12 protein-coding genes are annotated in these 17485 nt (G+C 54.8%); 10 read left to right on the top strand and 2 right to left on the bottom strand.

Annotation, left to right across the window (positions count from 1 at the left end; genetic code table 11):
• The first annotated feature begins 76 nt into the window (after positions 1 to 76).
• The 9 genes from mutS to K3T82_RS16255 all read left to right on the top strand — a co-directional run bounded on the left by mutS (position 77) and on the right by K3T82_RS16255 (position 13848).
• A complete protein-coding gene (gene mutS, locus K3T82_RS16295; protein WP_220194492.1) occupies positions 77 to 2920 on the top strand; it encodes a DNA mismatch repair protein MutS in 2844 nt (947 codons plus the stop codon).
• Positions 2921 to 3079: 159 nt separating this feature from the next.
• Positions 3080 to 5092 carry a transketolase gene (tkt, locus tag K3T82_RS16290; protein ID WP_220194491.1) on the top strand — a complete coding sequence of 671 codons (2013 nt, stop codon included), beginning with the start codon at positions 3080 to 3082 and terminating at the stop codon, positions 5090 to 5092.
• A 358-nt stretch (positions 5093 to 5450) separates the two neighbouring features.
• Positions 5451 to 6581 carry a transaldolase gene (gene tal, locus K3T82_RS16285; RefSeq protein ID WP_220194490.1) on the top strand — a complete coding sequence of 377 codons (1131 nt, stop codon included), beginning with the start codon at positions 5451 to 5453 and terminating at the stop codon, positions 6579 to 6581.
• Between the two features lie 477 nt (positions 6582 to 7058).
• Positions 7059 to 7964, top strand: a complete 906-nt coding sequence (gene gnd / locus K3T82_RS16280) for a phosphogluconate dehydrogenase (NAD(+)-dependent, decarboxylating) (protein ID WP_220194489.1) — start codon at positions 7059 to 7061, stop codon at positions 7962 to 7964.
• Between the two features lie 260 nt (positions 7965 to 8224).
• Positions 8225 to 9775 carry a glucose-6-phosphate dehydrogenase gene (gene zwf / locus K3T82_RS16275; protein ID WP_220194488.1) on the top strand — a complete coding sequence of 517 codons (1551 nt, stop codon included), beginning with the start codon at positions 8225 to 8227 and terminating at the stop codon, positions 9773 to 9775.
• Between the two features lie 116 nt (positions 9776 to 9891).
• Positions 9892 to 11160, top strand: a complete 1269-nt coding sequence (locus K3T82_RS16270) for a glucose-6-phosphate dehydrogenase assembly protein OpcA (RefSeq protein ID WP_220194487.1) — start codon at positions 9892 to 9894, stop codon at positions 11158 to 11160.
• 216 nt (positions 11161 to 11376) lie between these two features.
• Positions 11377 to 12123 carry a 6-phosphogluconolactonase gene (gene pgl / locus K3T82_RS16265; RefSeq protein WP_220194486.1) on the top strand — a complete coding sequence of 249 codons (747 nt, stop codon included), beginning with the start codon at positions 11377 to 11379 and terminating at the stop codon, positions 12121 to 12123.
• 15 nt (positions 12124 to 12138) lie between these two features.
• On the top strand, positions 12139 to 12807 hold the full coding sequence (gene rpe, locus K3T82_RS16260; protein WP_220194485.1) for a ribulose-phosphate 3-epimerase: 669 nt from the start codon (positions 12139 to 12141) through the stop codon (positions 12805 to 12807).
• Positions 12808 to 12900: 93 nt separating this feature from the next.
• The gene (locus K3T82_RS16255; RefSeq protein ID WP_220194484.1) at positions 12901 to 13848 is read left to right on the top strand and encodes a P1 family peptidase; all 948 of its coding nucleotides are present in this window, start codon (positions 12901 to 12903) and stop codon (positions 13846 to 13848) included.
• A gap of 297 nt (positions 13849 to 14145) precedes the next feature.
• On the opposite strand, the gene K3T82_RS16250 is transcribed toward K3T82_RS16255, so the two are convergent.
• Positions 14146 to 14541 (bottom strand): hypothetical protein, encoded by a 396-nt coding sequence (locus K3T82_RS16250; protein ID WP_220194483.1) that lies wholly within the window; start codon positions 14539 to 14541, stop codon positions 14146 to 14148.
• A gap of 159 nt (positions 14542 to 14700) precedes the next feature.
• A complete protein-coding gene (locus K3T82_RS16245; protein WP_220194482.1) occupies positions 14701 to 15309 on the bottom strand; it encodes an NUDIX hydrolase in 609 nt (202 codons plus the stop codon).
• Positions 15310 to 15906: 597 nt separating this feature from the next.
• Between K3T82_RS16245 and K3T82_RS16240 the strand changes: the two genes are divergently transcribed.
• Positions 15907 to 17442: a 30S ribosomal protein S1 gene (locus K3T82_RS16240; RefSeq protein WP_220194481.1), complete on the top strand. Its 1536-nt coding sequence runs from the start codon at positions 15907 to 15909 to the stop codon at positions 17440 to 17442.
• The last annotated feature ends 43 nt before the right edge of the window (positions 17443 to 17485 follow it).

The following is a 17485-nucleotide window of genomic DNA, read 5'->3' as shown; positions in this document are numbered from 1 at the left end:
CAAACAGGTAGGGGAGGGCTAATGCCCTTCCCCTTTTCATTGACTTGATGTAATATAACACGCGGAGGAGGCAGCAATGACACCAGGACGAGCGCAGTACCTACAAATAAAGAACCAACACCCCGATGCCATTTTATTCTATCAAGTGGGCGACTTCTACGAACTCTATGATGATGATGCAGAGATCGGTGCTCGTGAGCTAGAAATCGCCCTGACTGCCCGATCAAACGGAGACGAGCCACGCATCCCAATGGCTGGTGTCCCTATCCATGCAGCCGATGGTTACATCTCTCGCCTCGTGGGTAAAGGATACAGGGTCGCCGTATGTCAGCAGGTAGATCAAGCTGCCCAGGAAGGGAAGAGTAGCTCCCGGTTGGGCATGACCACGAATAAAAACTCATCATTTTCTGTACATACTAGCGAGCAGGTCAGCGATCCCGCCCTCTCAAAAGGGCTGGTTGAGCGCGAAGTAGTCCGCATCGTCACCCCAGGCACAGTCATCGACCCCGCAATGCTCGCCGCCAAGCGCAACAACTTCCTGGCGGCCGTTATCCCAGGACGCAACGCGGTTGGTATCGCTTACATTGATATTACCACAGGCGAGTTTGCCGTCACCCAGTTCGCGACTGCCGAACCGGAACTGGCTCTACAGCAGGAGATCGCACGCGTGAGCCCCGCCGAAGTTCTGGTAGAGGCCCATTATAGCCGCCTGGGTAGCCGCAAAAAACGCTGGCTCGCCACTGTCATGAGTGAAAAACAGGTAACGAAGGTCGGCAGCAATGGCAACGCCAATGCGACCATTCCAGAAGTGGCGGATGATGAGGATGAGGAAGATGACTACGCTCCAGTCGCAAAGTTGCTCTCAGGGCTGGCTGGACATGTCACACCCCACGATTCGCGCTACTTCGCCGAGGACGACGCTCGCCATCGTCTGCTCAAACAATTTGATGTCTCCTCATTAGAGGGTTTCGGTTGCGCGCACCTTCCCCTGGCAATACGCGCGGCTGGCGCGGTCCTCTCCTATGTTCAGGAAACCCAGAAAGGTCTGCTTCAGCACCTCACGTCTCTGGAGACCTACTCCACCAATACCTTTATGACCCTCGATCCCTACACACGCCGCAACCTGGAACTCTTTGAAACAGGGCGTATGAACTCGGTCAAGGGCTCACTACTTTGGGTGCTCGACAAGACACGCAGTCCGATGGGAGGTCGCCAGTTGCGCCGTTGGATTGGGCAACCCCTCCTCGATCTCCCTACCCTCGAATTGCGCCAGCAAACCATTAGCGAATTGCTCAACGACACGCTGCTCCAGGCGCGCCTGGGCGAATCACTCAAACGCGCAGGCGATTTGGAACGCCTGATTAACCGTGTGCGCCAGCGCATCGCCAATCCCCGTGATCTCGTCGCGCTCGCCACTGGCTTACACGCCGCCTCCGAGATTCGCGACTGCCTCGACGAGACCGCGTCGAGTAGCGCCCCCTCACTCACGCGCCTGCTCGCTCGACTCGCCGATAATGATGATATTATCGAATTGATCGAGAAAGCCCTGGTTGAAGAGCCCCCAGTGAGCATCAATGAAGGACGCATAATCCGACCCGGCTTCAGCACTGAACTCGATAAATTAAAAGAAGCTTCGCAGAATGGCCGCCAATGGATCACAGACCTGGAGCAACGCGAGCGCAAACGTTCAGGCATTTCAAATCTCAGAGTCGGCTTCAACAAGGCTTCCGGCTATTTCATTGAGATCTCCAACGCCAATCTCAATCGCGTGCCACAGGAGTATATTCGTCGTCAGACCCTGACCAACAGCGAGCGCTATATTACGCCAGATCTCAAGGAGTATGAGACGCTGGTCCTGAACGCGCAGGATCGCATCAATAAGATGGAGAACGAATTCTTTGTACAGTTACGTTCAGACATCGCCATCCATGCATCCGAACGTATCCTTGATACGGCCCACGCCCTGGCGGAAATCGACGTCTTCCTGAGCCTAGCAGAGGTCGCGGGCAGAAATAATTACTGTCGGCCACAACTTAACGAAGGTGACCGTATCCATATCGTCGCAGGTCGCCATCCCGTCGTCGAGCAGACCCAAGCCGACACGCCTTTTGTGCCTAACGATACCGACATCTCAAATCAAGAGGCGCAGATTGCCATTATCACCGGCCCCAACATGGCAGGTAAGTCTACTTACTTACGCCAGGTAGCCTTGATTACGCTCATGGCCCAGATCGGTAGCTATGTTCCAGCCGAGGTTGCCAGTATCGGAATCGTCGACCGCATCTTTACGCGTATCGGCGCACAGGACGATCTGGCGACCGGCCAAAGCACTTTTATGGTCGAGATGGTCGAGACGGCAAATATCCTGCATCACTCCACCCCTCGCAGCCTGCTTATTCTTGACGAGATCGGGCGCGGCACCAGCACCTATGATGGATTGGCGATAGCGCGTGCCATCGTTGAGTATCTGCATAATAATAAGCGCTGCGGAGCAAAGACCTTCTTCGCCACCCACTATCATGAACTGGTCGAAGTTACCAAGTTGTTACCGCGCGTGCGCTGTTTGAACGTCGCAGTAACAGAAGAGGAGGGAAAAGTTATCTTCCTGCGCAAGATCGTTCCCGGCGGGGCAGATCGCAGCTATGGCATCCATGTAGCACAACTGGCTGGTATCCCCCGACCTGTTATTCACCGCGCTGAAGAAATTCTAGCGGAACTAGAGCGGCAGGGCGACGCCAAGGCGCGCCGCAAGGCCATGCGCGATATGACCATGCCCGCCGCCTGGCAAATGACCCTACTCGCCAGTGAGACCCACCCGCTGATCGAAGATCTAAAGCAGATGAGCATTGATGAGCTCACGCCTATCGAAGCGATTAGCAAACTTTATGAATTACAACAGAAAGCACTACGCGAACCATAGCGATGATTCATTTCCGGGCGATCCACAGGTATCGCCCTTTTTTCTGCGCGAAAAACACGACGAGTAACGCTACCATCTTAGGACCATCTGTGTTATCATTAAAGAGGTTGGCGATAGTGTACGATTGACAATAAATAAAACCTTTTTGTTGGAGGATAGATGACAACACAACAGCAATCACCGGTACAGGAACAGACGCTTGAAGAGCTTTGTATCAATACCATTCGCACCCTTTCTATGGACGGTGTACAGAAAGCCAACTCCGGTCACCCCGGCACCGCAATGGCACTCGCGCCCCTGACCTACCTGCTGTGGACCAAGTATATGCACTACAATCCACGCAATCCACACTGGTTCAACCGCGACCGCTTCATACTCTCAGCGGGCCATGCATCCATGCTGCTCTATAGCATGCTACACCTGACAGGCTATGATCTTCCCCTCGAAGAGTTGAAGAACTTCCGCCAGTGGGGCAGTCGCACACCAGGTCATCCCGAGTATCATGACGTACCTGGAGTCGAGACCACCACGGGACCTCTTGGACAGGGCTTCGTCAATGGCGTCGGCATGGCAATCGCCCAGCGCTTCCAGGCTAGCCGCTACAATCGCCCTGGACACACCATTCTCGACCACTATATCTATGCAATTTGTAGCGATGGCGACCTGATGGAAGGCGTCACCTCTGAAGCCGCTTCCATCGCCGGTTACCTCAAGCTTGGCAAGTTGATTTACTTCTACGATGACAACCATATCACCATCGAAGGCGACACCGGCCTGGCCTTTACTGAGAGTGTCGGCGCGCGCTTTGAGAGCTATGGCTGGCATGTGCAACACGTCAGCGACGTGAACGACCTTGAAGCAGTGAGCAAGGCTATCGAGGCCGCCCAGGCAGACGAGCGCCCCTCTATCGTCGTTACGCGCACGCATATCGGTTATGGTAGCCCTCACAAGCAGGACACAGCTTCGGCCCATGGCTCCCCTCTGGGCGCGGACGAAGTGCTACTGACCAAACGCAATCTTGGCTGGCCCTCTGAGGAGCCTTTCTTCGAGCCCGAAGAGGCGGTCGCCTACTACCGTCAAGCCGTTGAGCGTGGCGCGGAACAAGAGCTAGCCTGGCAGAAGCAGTACGCGGCCTACACTCAGGCCTATCCCGAACTGGCAGAACAGTGGCAGCAGGAGCAGAGCGGCAAGCTTGCAGACGGTTGGGAGAGCGCCATCCCCACCTTCAAGGCTGGCGAATCCCTGGCGAGCCGCGCCGCCTCTGGTAAGACACTCAATGCCATCGCGTCCAAGCTGCCAAACCTGATCGGCGGGTCAGCTGACCTGGCACCCTCGACCAGCACCTATATGAAGGATCTGGGCGACTTCGGTCCCGAAGAGAATGGCCGCAACATGCACTTCGGTATCCGTGAGCATGCCATGGGTGCCATCCTCAATGGTATGGCGCTCTACGGAGGCCTCGTTCCCTTTGGCGCGACCTTCCTCATCTTCTCAGAGTATATGCGCCCACCCATTCGCCTGGCCTCAATCATGCGCCAGAAGGCCATCTATGTATTCACACACGATAGCATCGGTGTTGGTGAGGATGGTCCCACGCACCAGCCTATCGAGCAACTCGCGTCCCTGCGCGCCATTCCTGGCCTGACCGTTATCCGCCCTGGTGACGCCAATGAGACAGCCGAAGCCTGGCGTTCAGCCATTACCACCGAAGGCCCAGTGGCCCTCGTACTCTCACGCCAGAACCTGCCCACTCTTGACCGTGAGCGCTATGCCAGCGCGTCCAACGCCGCCAAGGGTGCCTATACCCTTAGCGATAGCGAAGGCACGCCACAGGTGATCCTCATCGCCACTGGTTCCGAGCTCTCGCTGGCAGTAGAGTCTGGTGAGAAACTGCGACAGGAAGGCATTGCTGTTCGTGTAGTAAGTATGCCAAGCTGGGAGCTCTTTGAGCAGCAGAGCCCCGAGTATAAAGAAAGCGTTTTCCCCAAGAGCGTCAAGGCGCGTATCGCCATTGAGGCGGCTTCGCCCTTCGGCTGGGAACGCTATGTTGGTCTGGAAGGTGATACCGTCACGCTTGATCACTTTGGCGCGTCAGCCCCAGCAGGCCTGCTCTATGAGAAGTTTGGTCTGACACCTGACAATATCATCAAGAAGGCCAAGAATCTGCTCTAAAACGAGGGGCAGGTGAAGAACACGTACATGCCTGGGTACAAGAGTACTACGGCGAAAGTGTGCGTCGGACGGCTCCTCGTCATGCGGGGAAGCACTCCCCAGGGGTGCTCCCTCGCTGATCCGTCCCTGATATCTGCTTGACAAAACACCTGCCAAAAGTAGTACGATCTTAGAGCAATTAGTTTAAACGTTACGCATCAGGTTACTTATAACAGTACTAGCAGACACACTACAGTCTTATACGAAAACCAATCCTCATACGAGGGTACGTCACCGCTCTCGTGGCGAACGCAGACCTCCATGAGGGGGCACAGCAGGCTCAGGTTTTCGCATAGATAGTACATAAAGGAGTGATTGTATGACCAATCCACTGCTACAACTACAAAGCCAGGGTCAGAGCGTCTGGTATGACAATATTGACCGCGCTCAGCTCGCATCGGGCGCGTTCCAGAAGATGCTTGAGGCAGATGGTATCCTTGGCGTCACCGCCAACCCTACCATTTTTGAGAAATCGATTAGCGCGGGCCACTCCTACGACGAGCAAATGCAGGCTCTCATCAAAGCTGGCAAGAGCACAAACGAAATCTACGAGGAGCTGGTAATCCAGGACATCCGCACCGTCGCCGATCTGCTGCGCCCTATCTATGACCGCACAGAAGGCAAGGATGGCTATGTCAGCCTCGAAGTCTCACCAGAGCTCGCCAACAATACCGAGGGCACTATCGCGGAAGCCGAGCGCTTCTGGAATCTGGTTCAGCGCCCTAATCTGATGATCAAGATTCCAGCAACACCTGCTGGAATTCCCGCCATCTACGAGACTCTCCGTAAGGGAATCAACGTCAACATTACCCTGATCTTCTCGCTTCAATCCTATAGCGAGGTTGCAGACGCTTACCTGCGCGCTCTTGAGGACCGCAATGGTGAGGGCAAAGATATCAGCCGCCTGGCCTCGGTCGCTAGCTTCTTCGTCAGCCGCGTAGATACGCTCGTCGACAAGTTGCTTGAAGACAAGATCAAAGCGGGCGGAGAGGCCTCCTTGAAGGAACTCGAAGGCAAGGCCGCGATTGCCAACGCGCGCCTCGTTTACCAGGACTTCAAGAAGTTCTTCAATACCCCTCGCTTCGAGACACTGCGGCACGCTGGCGCTCATGTGCAGCGCCCACTCTGGGCCAGCACCAGCACCAAGAACCCTGCCTACCGTGATGTGCTCTACGCTGAAGAGCTGATTGGACCTGACACCGTCGATACGATGCCACTTGATACCATCAACAACTTCCGCGATCACGGCGTCGCACGCAACACCATCGAGAATGATATCGACGGTGCAAAGAAGAGCCTTGATGCGCTTGAGCAGCAGGGCATCCACTATGACGAGATCACCAAGCAGTTGCAGGACGAGGGCGTGCAGAAGTTCGTCGACTCCTTCCACCAGCTCTTTGATGGCATCGAGAAGAAGAAACAGGCTCTAAAAGAGCAGGTTGCTGACTAAGATCTTCGAAGAAGCCCAAACATTGAGGGTTCGGAGAGGAATCACAAGCACCTTTGATGTAGATTGAAACTCACTTGCGGGTAGCGACTCGCGCTTTGCGCGGGTCGCGTACTCTGTGAGGGGCTCGCAAGGCACGGCTAACCTGTGCTTTTTAGTACTGGTAGCCAAAGGGGAGGGGGACAAAAATCCCTGCCCCATATTCTGGCGCGCGCTCGTTCTTCATGGAAGAGCCATGGAAGAGCGCATAAAATAAGTATATATTGTCGTTTCGTTTCCCTGCTTTAGGTTAAACGAGGACCAACGCTACTGACGTAGCTAGCGCTCTCGCGCTCAGGTTTTCGATAAGAAGTAACCTCTTAGCCGAAAACCTACGCCGCTCTCGCGGCTAGCGCTCTCGCGCTCAGGTTTTCGATAAGAAGTATTCTATTTCGCTCACGACAAGCGGAGACATGTATACAAATATAAAGGAGAAGTATAATGGAGATCGGGTTTATTGGCCTTGGCCGCATGGGCGCGAACATGGTACGCCGCCTGCTACGCGAAGATCATCGCGTTGTCGCCTGGAACCGCACCGCAGCAAAGACTGACGAGATCGTTACAGAGGGTGCCGAGGGCGCATACAGCATTAAAGAGTTGGTAGGCAAACTCAACCAGTCACCTCGCGTCGTATGGGTCATGGTTCCCGCCGGTCAGGCTACCGATGACATGATTAATGAAGTCATCCCTTACCTCAACAAGGGCGACATCATTATCGACGGTGGCAATTCCATGTACAAAGATTCTATCCGCCGCAGCAAAGAAGTCACCGAGAAGGGTTTCCAGTTCATGGATGCCGGAACCAGCGGCGGTATCTGGGGCCTGAAAGTTGGCTACTGCCTGATGGTTGGTGGCGAGAAGAGCACGTTTGAGTATGTTGAGCCTCTGATCAAGACCCTCGCGCCACCCGATGGCTACCTCCATTGTGGCCCTGCTGGCGCAGGCCACTTCGTCAAGATGGTACACAATGGCATTGAGTATGGTATGATGCAGGCATATGGCGAAGGCTTTGAAATCCTGCGCGCCGCCAAACAATATGACTTTGATCTTCATGCCATCTCGCATCTGTGGATGCAGGGAAGCGTCGTTCGCTCCTGGCTACTTGAGCTAGCCGAGTCCGCGTTCGAGAAGGATCCGGACCTACAGAACCTCAAGGGCTACGTCGAGGACTCCGGCGAGGGTCGCTGGACCATTCAGCAGGCTATCGATACCGATGTGCCCGCCCCGGTCATTACCCTCTCCCTCTTCGAGCGTTTCCACTCCCGCCAGGACGAATCCTTCTCCGCGAAGGTGCTCGCCGCCCTGCGTAACGAGTTCGGTGGTCACGCGGTCAAGTCCTCCAAGTAGGAAACCTGATAGCGCCTGGAAAAACAAGGGGAGCGCCAGGCGAACTGGCGCCCCCCCAACCGGGCCGGATGCCAAGCCGGATAGGGATCGGCAATACGCCGCCAGCAGGGTAAAGCACCCGATACGCACATCCTGAAATTGATAAGAACTTATTACAATCTTATGTGAAAACCCACACCGCTCTCGCGGCTCATGCCAAAGTGCTCAGGTTTTCTTATAAGGAGTACACAGACAATTCTTGAAACTAGGAGATTACACTCATGCCTCAGCGTAGCGTAGTCGAGGCGCCCAACCCCTTTCGCGAGGGGCTACGCATCAAACAAAGCCCAGAGCCATGCGTGATGGTCATCTTCGGTGCTACCGGCGACCTGACCCACCGCAAGTTACTGCCAGCGCTCTACAACCTGGCCCTGGAGCATCCACTGCCAGCCGGATTCTCCGTCGTGGCGTTTGCGCGCCGCCCATATAATGATGAGATCTTCCGCAAGCAGGCGCTCGATTCCATCAATGAGTTCTCGCGTCAAAAACCAGTCAACGAACAAGTTTGGGAGAGCTTCTCCAACGGCCTCTTCTACCTGCAATCAGACTTCCATGAACCCGAAGGATATGAGAAGCTCGCCGCCCTACTCAATCGCCTTGACCAGGAACGAGGAACCAGCGGCAACCGCATCTTCTACCTGTCGACTCCCCCCAGCCAGTACCCAACCATCATCCAAAACCTGGGAGCCGCCGGACTCAACCGTAACCGCAAGGGCTGGACACGCATCATCGTCGAAAAGCCCTTTGGTCATGATCTGCCCTCAGCCCGTGAGCTCAATCGCCAGATCGGCAAGGTCTTCAAGGAAGAGCAGATCTATCGTATTGACCACTACCTGGGCAAAGAGACTGTACAGAATATCCTGGTCTTCCGCCTGGCGAACGGCATCTTTGAACCCATCTGGAATCGCCGCTATATCGATCAGGTCCAGATTACCGTGGCTGAGAATATCGGTATTGAGGGACGTGGCGGCTACTATGAAGAATCGGGCGCGATCCGCGATATGATCCAGAACCATATGCTCCAGTTGCTAACACTGGTCGCTATGGAGCCACCAATCGCCTTCGACGCTAACGCGGTCCGTGACGAGAAGGTGAAAGTCCTGCATGCCCTACAGCCACTCTCAGGTCGCGAGGCACTTCAGAACACTGTGCGCGCCCAATATGGCCCCGGCTACGTCGGTGGACATCAGGTACCTGGTTACCAGTCCGAGAATGGCGTCCAGCCCGGTTCCAATACCGAAACCTACGTCGCGATGAAACTTTTCATTGACAACTGGCGTTGGGCGGGCGTACCATTTTACCTAAGAACTGGAAAGCACCTTCCCAAGCGTGTGACAGAGATCGCGATTCAGTTCAAACAACCGCCTCTGATGATCTTCAAGCAGAACGAATCCCAGGGGCAGGTCGAGCCAAACGTGTTGACACTACGCATCCAACCAGATGAGGGCATTTCGCTGAAGTTTGGCGCGAAGGTTCCCGGCACAGATCAGCAGATCCGCTCGGTGAACATGGACTTCTTCTATGGTTCATCATTCGTACGCGAGCAGCCAGAGGCATATGAGCGTCTCTTGCTCGATTCGATGCTTGGAGACTCTACACTCTTCACCCGCCGCGATGAAGTAGAGGCAGCATGGACCTTCGTTCAGGGCATCCTTGATGCCTGGAAGAATGAATCACCCGCGACCATCCACACCTATGAGTCTGGAACCTGGGGTCCCCAGGGCGCCGATGAGTTCATCTGGCGCGATGGCTTCCGCTGGCGTCGGCCCTAATGTGTTGACGCCATTCCTGAGGATAGCAGCGCAAAGCATAGTTTGTAGCATGGGAAAATGTAGCACAACGTGGTACACATGAACAATGAGGTTCACTTCGATGAAGGGGAACGGGAATGACGAAGGCATCCTTTGAACAACCAGGCAAGAATCTCGCCTGGGCCGGAAAATTGGTACGCATGGAAGAGGCCGAAGAGGTGCTTACCTCTCTCTGGCACCTGTCCGCAGACAACGTTCGCATCAGCCAGAACGTAAATGTACGAGCAAGCGTTCTCAATTTCGTCATCTGTGCGCCGGATGTCGAGTCCGCGCAGCGCGCCAGTTCGCTTCTACGCGATCTGTGTAGTACCCATATCGCGCGCGTGATATTGCTTATCCTTGATTCCAGCGAGAGCGCTCCCACAGATGTTAGCACGTGGGTGACGCTCCGCTCTTTCCCGATCATCTCCGATATTATGCGCCACAACTTTGAGCAAATCACGCTCAGGCTAGCTGGCCCCGCCATCCACTCAGCCGCGACGATCATCCAACCACTGTTCAAGCCAGATCTGCCCATTTATCTCTGGTGGCTGGCTGATCCGCCGCATGAGACCAGCGCTTTCACTTACCTGGCCGGGATTAGCAGTCGCGTCATAGTCGACTCCGACCACTTTACCCGTCCAGAACAAAGCCTGGCACATCTCGCGTCCATGATAGGGAACGCGTCCCCCTGGGCATTGAGTGATCTGAACTGGGGGCGGATCACGCCCTGGCGTCAACTCATCGCTCAATTCTTTGACGTGCCTGAATACCAACAATACTTGAGCGGTATCTATCGCATAGAGATCGAGCATGCCGTCTCCACTCCTCAGACAACACCCGAAGGCAATAAAGAGGCTAGCTACCAAATCAATCCGACGCGAGCACTTATGCTTTCGGCATGGTTGCTCAGGAGCCTGTCATGGGAGATCGATCACAATCATCAGCGCAATGTTCACAACACAGCCACGGGCGAGCATACCTGGTATACGTCACATTCTACTGGCAAACTTCCAATACCTACTGCAGATGGAATCATTGCCCACAGTGGATTTGGGAGCATCTCCATTCGCCCACGCCTTCAGCCTGAACTACCACCCGGTACCCTGTGCCTGGTACGCTTGCTGAGCACTGTGGACAACAAACACGTCACGTTCACGATTGATCGCGCCGATGGGGCAGACCACGCTCTGACCTCAGTAGAGTTGCCAGAAGGCACACGGCACCAGCGCACAGTCAGCCTGGGTCAGGATAGCGCTGACGTTGCCAGTACCTTACTGCACGATGAACTAGAAATCGTTGGACATGATCGCCAATATGAGGCGGCACTGAATGAAATCTATGACCTGCTTGTAGAAGAGCAATAGCGCTACAATTCTGCTTGTCGAGCGTGTGAGCCTTGTTATACTCAGAGTAGGGCTATGCAAAGTCAGCGACTTCTCAGCGCTCACGCGCTTCGCAGGGGTCATAGGGTGTGGGCTGATTTGCCAATGGCAAATCAGCCCACACCCTATGACCCCTGCAGAACGCTGTTGTCTTAGAATCATATGTCACAACATCTATCAACCAGGAGCATTAGAAATATGCAGAATAGACATATCTCCTCGTACTCAAGCCTGGAAAATCTGAGCCAGGCAGCGGCTCGCTATGTAATCCAGGTAGCGCAAGAAGCGATCGCTGACCATGGACGCTTCACCTTTTCACTCTCGGGCGGCAATACTCCCAAGGCTCTCTACAATCTGCTTGCCTCCGAACCCTACACTAGCCAGATTGACTGGAACCTGGTAGAACTCTTCTGGTCTGACGAGCGTTGCGTGCCACCCGATAGCGCGGACAGCTGCTACAAGATGGCACTTGATACGCTCATCAGCAAAATACCCGTTCCCGCCAACCAGGTACATCGTATGCTCGCTGAGCAGGATAACCGCGACGCGGCTTCGCAAGCATATACCGATGAGATGCATCGCGTCTTCAAAACCTCTGATGTGCCAGAATTCGATCTGATCCTGCTGGGCATGGGACCCGAGGCCCATACCGCTTCGCTCTTCCCTCACCAGCCCTCGCTGAAAGAGAACGAGCGCCTGGTGATGCCGGTCAGTGTGCCCAAGCCTCCCCCCGCACGTCTGACCTTTACCCCACCTGTATTGACAGCCGCGCGCCATGTGCTCTTCTTGGTCACCGGACAGGACAAAGCCGAGGCGGTTAAGGAGGTCATCGAAGGGCAACATAATCCTGAAGAGTATCCAGCGCAACTGGTTCGCCCAACGCAGGGAGAAGTCACCTGGCTCTTTGACACAGCCGCTGCCTCCAAGCTGACACATAAATTTTAGAGAAAGGGGATTCAGATGATCGAAATCGTTCCCTCGATTCTCTCGGCAGACTTCGCGCGCCTGGGCGAACAGGTACGCGAGGCCGAAGCAGGAGGAGCTGAGCGTATTCAGATCGATGTGATGGATGGACACTTTGTGCCAAATATCACAATGGGGCCACTGGTTGTCGAGGCCGTACGCCGTGTAACGCGACTACCACTTGAGGCTCACCTGATGATTACTAATCCCCAGGAGTATATTGAAACCTTCGCGCAGGCTGGAGCGGATATCATCATTGTCCATCAAGAGGTCTGTCCGCACCTGCACCGTGTCATTAAACAGATTAAGGCAGCGGGCAAACGAGCAGGGGTGGCGATCAACCCTTCTACACCCGTCTTCATGCTCAAAGATATGCTCTCACTGCTGGATATGGTGCTGGTCATGACCATAAATCCAGGCTTTGGAGGACAGGAACTCATCCCTGAGACCCTGCCCAAAATCGTTGAGTTACGGCGCATGCTAGCCGAGCGCCACCTCAGTTGCGATATTGAAGTTGATGGCGGTATCTCGGAGAAGACAGCCGCCCAGGTTGTTAAGGCTGGTGCCAATCTACTCGTCGCTGGCTCCTCTGTCTATAACAAGAAGGAGTCTGTAGCGCAGGCCATTGAGCGCCTACGCCGCGCCGCCACCAGCGAACACCTCTAAGGCAAATGTGTTTCTAAAAGGACCCAAAAAGTTGCGCGCAACTTTTTGGGTCCTTTTAGAAACACACCATTATGAAAGGTGAGGACAAAAGCCATGCATGACGACATCACAGACATCCCAGGAATTCGCGTTGGACACGACACCAACTTTGAAGCAGCGACTGGCTGCACCGTCATTCTCTGCGATATGGAAGCAACCGGGGGAGTTGATGTACGAGGAAGCGCACCCGCCACACGCGAGACAGACCTACTCAACCCGATCCATATGGTTGATGAGGTCCACGCCATCTTGTTGACTGGAGGGAGCGCCTTCGGACTCAACGCGGCGGCTGGTGTCATGCGTTATCTCGAAGAGCACAACAAAGGGATCGACACCGGAGTTGCACGCGTTCCCATTGTTCCCGCAGCCGCGATCTTCGACCTGGCAATTGGCTCAGCGCAAGTGCGCCCGGACGCGGAAGCTGGCTATAGGGCCAGTCAGCAGGCAAGCTCTGATCCTGTAGAGCAGGGCAATATCGGCGCAGGAACGGGAGCCACCGTCGGCAAACTCGCCAGTCCCCTGCTCGCTATGAAAGGCGGATTAGGATCGGCCAGCACGCAGTTGCCGGATGGCACCCTGGTCGCCGCTCTTGTGATCGTTAACGCACTAGGTAATATTTATGATCCCCAAACCCAGCAGATCATCGCGGGGACACGCGATCCCCTGGGTTCGAGCACAATTACGCCCAACCCTTTTAGCAATACAACGATAGCGGTGATCGCAACCACAGCCACGCTTACCAAGGCCGAATGCACGAAGGTCGCGCAGATGGCACACGACGGCATGGCGCAGGTCATTCGGCCAGCGCATACGATGTTTGACGGCGATGCGATCTTCGCCCTCTCAGTGGGCACAAGAGACTCTCAGCAAGCGCGAGGCGCGCTTGCCGCGCAGCGTGTCACCATGATAGGAGCAGCAGCAGCCGAGACACTGGCTCGCGCCATCGTCAAAGGCGTGCAGCATGCGCGTACATTGCACAACGTACCAGCAGCACAGGAGTAAGATCCTGTCCAACCTCCGAGTGTGCTCGGAGGTTGGACAAGGAAAAGCCCCCTGCCAACTCCAGGTAATTTTGAAGCATAAGAAACCAGGCCATGCTAGCGGCAAAGCCCAGACAGTGTTGTCTCTTATGCTCGCTCCCTGGCTACGTGCTTATTGTGGGATAAAGAGTACGCCTGCACAATGTATTAGGAATACGCATACCTTACTCCCTGGATTGTGATTCCGTGCTGATGTCTTCACCCCTTCTCAGTTCATATAAGCATTCTAGAGTGATTAAGTGGCATTATATGTATCTTGTTAGAATTGCAGCATTACGAATAACATAACCCCCCCACCCAGGAGCATGAGAAAAAGGCAAGCCAGCACGACCAATGAGGCGAAGGCTCCCCAATCGGCCAGCACTGAGCCTATCCAGCCGCGCGGAAAATCCCCAGCAGGTCGCACAAAATGCCGGGAATCAGCGCTTCTGACGGGCAAAGGCTTAAAACGCCCCTGGGTGTGGTCCAAGGAGAAAGTGACAGCTTCAGATACGGGCTCAGCAACAAGTGCACGCGACTCACGGGGAGGAGGCGTGAGGGAAAAAGGGGTAAATGTGAGGGAGGACTCAACAGGCATCGAGTGTAACGGCACATTTAATTGGAGTCTCTGGGGCAGAAGTTGTGAGACTTGAGCATCTGGCGTTGGTAATGTCACGATATTCTCCACCTGGGCGCTACAGACCAACCACTACTTCAATGAGACATCATACAACGGACGCACTACAGGCCATTCCGACTACAATCTCAATTGTAACCAAATCTTAGAGATTCGCAAGTGGTATAGAACTAATTGGTAAGCGCTATCCCGTGATAGTTATTCAGTATCTGGGTGGAGTAGGGAGAGAAGGGTATGCAAAATGCGACCCGTCGCACCCCATATACAATACGCATTGTAGTCAAAAAAGTAGACAGAGCGCGTCTTCTCGCCGCGCGTCCAGTGCTCAACGCGCGCAATAGATGGGTCGGCTAGAGCAGCCAGAGGAGCCACAATAGTCTCAGCTACCTCACTACGCTGAAGTATGAGTTCACCCGGTCCCTGCGCAAGATATCCCACAACTGGTACAATCAAAAAGTTGCTCACCACCGTAAAGACTGGTGGAAGCATCCCAAGCACCTCAACGTCTTCTGGAACCAACCCAACCTCCTCCCAGGCTTCGCGCAACGCCGTCGCGGTCAGCGAGGCATCACGCGGCTCCACGCTTCCACCTGGAAACGCGATCTCGCCGCTATGAGCACGTAGAGTAGTGGCACGCCGAATAAAGAGCAACGATAACTGGCCTTGCTGCTCATATAAAGCCAGCAGGACCGCAGCCTGGCGCGCGCCAGGTTGGCGTCCCTCAAGCTGATCGAGCAGAGGATAGGCAGGCCCCGGCGCTTGTAGGCGCGTGCGGAGACGCGCTATTATAGATGTGTTTTCGTACAAACCTCTTCCTTGCATACCTCCATTCTATCATAGAAGAAAGGGCTTGCGGTATTGTGGTACAATGTGAAAGATAGAAAAACACCGGAGAGCACTGCGAAAAGGCTGCGTATCTCCTTGCATTCGAGGACGGCATTTGGTATAATTACACCATCGAGTGGGGGTATGCTTTGTCCAGGTACTTATGTGCCTACTAGGTCTTATGTGAAAACCAACGTCGCTACCGCAACTAGCGCTGACGCGTCCAGGTTTTCTTATAAGGAACATGGCTTACTTGCCTGCGCGTATCGTTTCGTATCACCGTTCTGTAGGGCAAAGCAACAGGTCGCACATCCTGGTCACCCGGGAACTCTTATTGATGACCGAAACGATTACCGCCTGAGCACCTCCTCCGATGACCCAGATTCCGATGGCACACTCCCCAGGCATAAAAACTGAAGGTCCATCTCGTTTTCACAATCCATCCTGGCCCTGCGCCAGTGAAGAAGCAACAAGCCAGACAGTATAAGCACCAAACTGCCACACACGCATAAACGAGACCAAGGGCCGGAGTGTCCCTCCGAAATGGGCAAAAACCGTGGTTCGAAGGGGGTTTCACCCATGCAAGAAGAAAAGCACGGCAACCTTTCGACAATGCCAGCGGAAAATCCTAACAGCGGGCGGGTACAGACGATGATCGAAGGCAATGACCCTCAAGTACAAAACAATAACCTGAACACCACTTCAGAGGACGTGGAAGACTACAACCAGAATGACATGGAAGCCTTGCTGGCTGCCTCACCAAGTCCAACCAACATCAAACGCGGTGATGTCGTTGAAGGCGTGATCGTGCGTATCGACCAGGATGAGATTCTGGTTGATATTGGCCTGAAGTCTGAAGGTGTTCTCTCGACGCGAGAGCTTCCCTCTAATGGGTATGGCTCCTTTGATGAGCTTGGATTGAATGACAAGGTTCTGGTCTATGTCATTCAGCCTGAGACCAATGAAGGGCACGCGGTTCTCTCGCTCAAACGAGCCAATACCGAGCGCCAGTGGCGTATCGCGGAAGAGCAGTTCAAAAACGGTGAGCTCCTGAAGGCGAAAGTCATCGACTTTAACAAAGGCGGCTTGATCGTTGATGTGAACGGCATTCGTGGCTTTGTTCCTATCTCTCAGATCCTCAACCTCAAGCGGGAAGAGGTCGCGGCTGGTGGTGAGAATCAAGAGACCGCTGCCAAGTTGCAGGCGATGAAAGACAAAGAGCTTCAGCTCAAGATTATTGAGATCAATCGCGCGCGCAACCGCTTGATTCTCTCTGAGCGCATGGCCGTTCAGGAGTGGCGCCAGCGCCGCCGCGAAGAGCTGCTCGAAGAGCTCAAGCCCGGTGAAGTACGTAAAGGTGTCGTCAGCAATTTGGCGAACTTTGGCGCCTTCGTAGACCTGGGTGGCGCAGACGGTCTGGTTCATATCAGCCAGCTCGCCTGGAGCCGCGTCAACCATCCCAGCGAAGTACTGCACGTCGGCCAGGAGGTCGAGGTACAGGTACTTAGCGTCGATAAAGAGCGCAAGAAGATCGCGCTCTCGATCAAGCGCGCTGAGGTTGATCCCTGGACTACTGTGGAGCAGCGCTACACACCTGGACAGCTTGTGAATGGCACTGTTACCAAGATCGCTCCCTTCGGCGCGTTCGCTCGCATCGAAGATGGCATCGAGGGCTTAATCCATCACTCCGAGCTGACTCCCGGCACCGATCCCAAGTCGGTCCTGCAAGAGGGTGCTCAGTTGGAGCTTCGCATCCTACGCATCGATCCTGAGCGCCGTCGCCTCGGTCTGAGCCTGCGCCAGGTAGATGAGCCAGAACCAGAGCCAACTGGCGAGGAACAGACGGAAGTCGCGGAAGCCACAACGACTGAGAGTGCTCCTGCTGCAATCGCCACCCGTGAGGCGATTCCTTCTCTGGAATCCACCACACCTTCTCTGGAGAATGCAGCGCCAACCGAAGAGCGCAAACGCGAACGCCCCGAGAGGCGCGAGCGTGGCTCTGAGGGCGCGCAACGCGGCGGCAAGGACGAAGTAGGCGAGACAACAGCCATGGCGGAGGCTTTCCGCGCGGCCGCTCGCCAGCGCACCAAAGACGAGCCTGACTCGGCTGAGTAAGCGCGAACCGGGCACACGATGATAGTGCCCATCAGAACATGAT

Source organism: Ktedonospora formicarum, from assembly GCF_016587355.1.
Taxonomy (GTDB): Bacteria; Chloroflexota; Ktedonobacteria; order Ktedonobacterales; family Ktedonobacteraceae; genus Ktedonobacter; species Ktedonobacter formicarum.
This window is presented reverse-complemented; position numbering and strand designations above follow the sequence as displayed.

What these genes read in the sequence shown, in the direction of transcription:
- mutS (WP_220194492.1), top strand. Translation starts at nt 77, where the DNA reads ATGACACCAGGACGAGCGCAGTACCTACAAATAAAGAACCAACACCCC.
- tkt (WP_220194491.1), top strand. Translation starts at nt 3,080, where the DNA reads ATGACAACACAACAGCAATCACCGGTACAGGAACAGACGCTTGAAGAG.
- tal (WP_220194490.1), top strand. Translation starts at nt 5,451, where the DNA reads ATGACCAATCCACTGCTACAACTACAAAGCCAGGGTCAGAGCGTCTGG.
- gnd (WP_220194489.1), top strand. Translation starts at nt 7,059, where the DNA reads ATGGAGATCGGGTTTATTGGCCTTGGCCGCATGGGCGCGAACATGGTA.
- zwf (WP_220194488.1), top strand. Translation starts at nt 8,225, where the DNA reads ATGCCTCAGCGTAGCGTAGTCGAGGCGCCCAACCCCTTTCGCGAGGGG.
- K3T82_RS16270 (WP_220194487.1), top strand. Translation starts at nt 9,892, where the DNA reads ATGACGAAGGCATCCTTTGAACAACCAGGCAAGAATCTCGCCTGGGCC.
- pgl (WP_220194486.1), top strand. Translation starts at nt 11,377, where the DNA reads ATGCAGAATAGACATATCTCCTCGTACTCAAGCCTGGAAAATCTGAGC.
- rpe (WP_220194485.1), top strand. Translation starts at nt 12,139, where the DNA reads ATGATCGAAATCGTTCCCTCGATTCTCTCGGCAGACTTCGCGCGCCTG.
- K3T82_RS16255 (WP_220194484.1), top strand. Translation starts at nt 12,901, where the DNA reads ATGCATGACGACATCACAGACATCCCAGGAATTCGCGTTGGACACGAC.
- K3T82_RS16240 (WP_220194481.1), top strand. Translation starts at nt 15,907, where the DNA reads ATGCAAGAAGAAAAGCACGGCAACCTTTCGACAATGCCAGCGGAAAAT.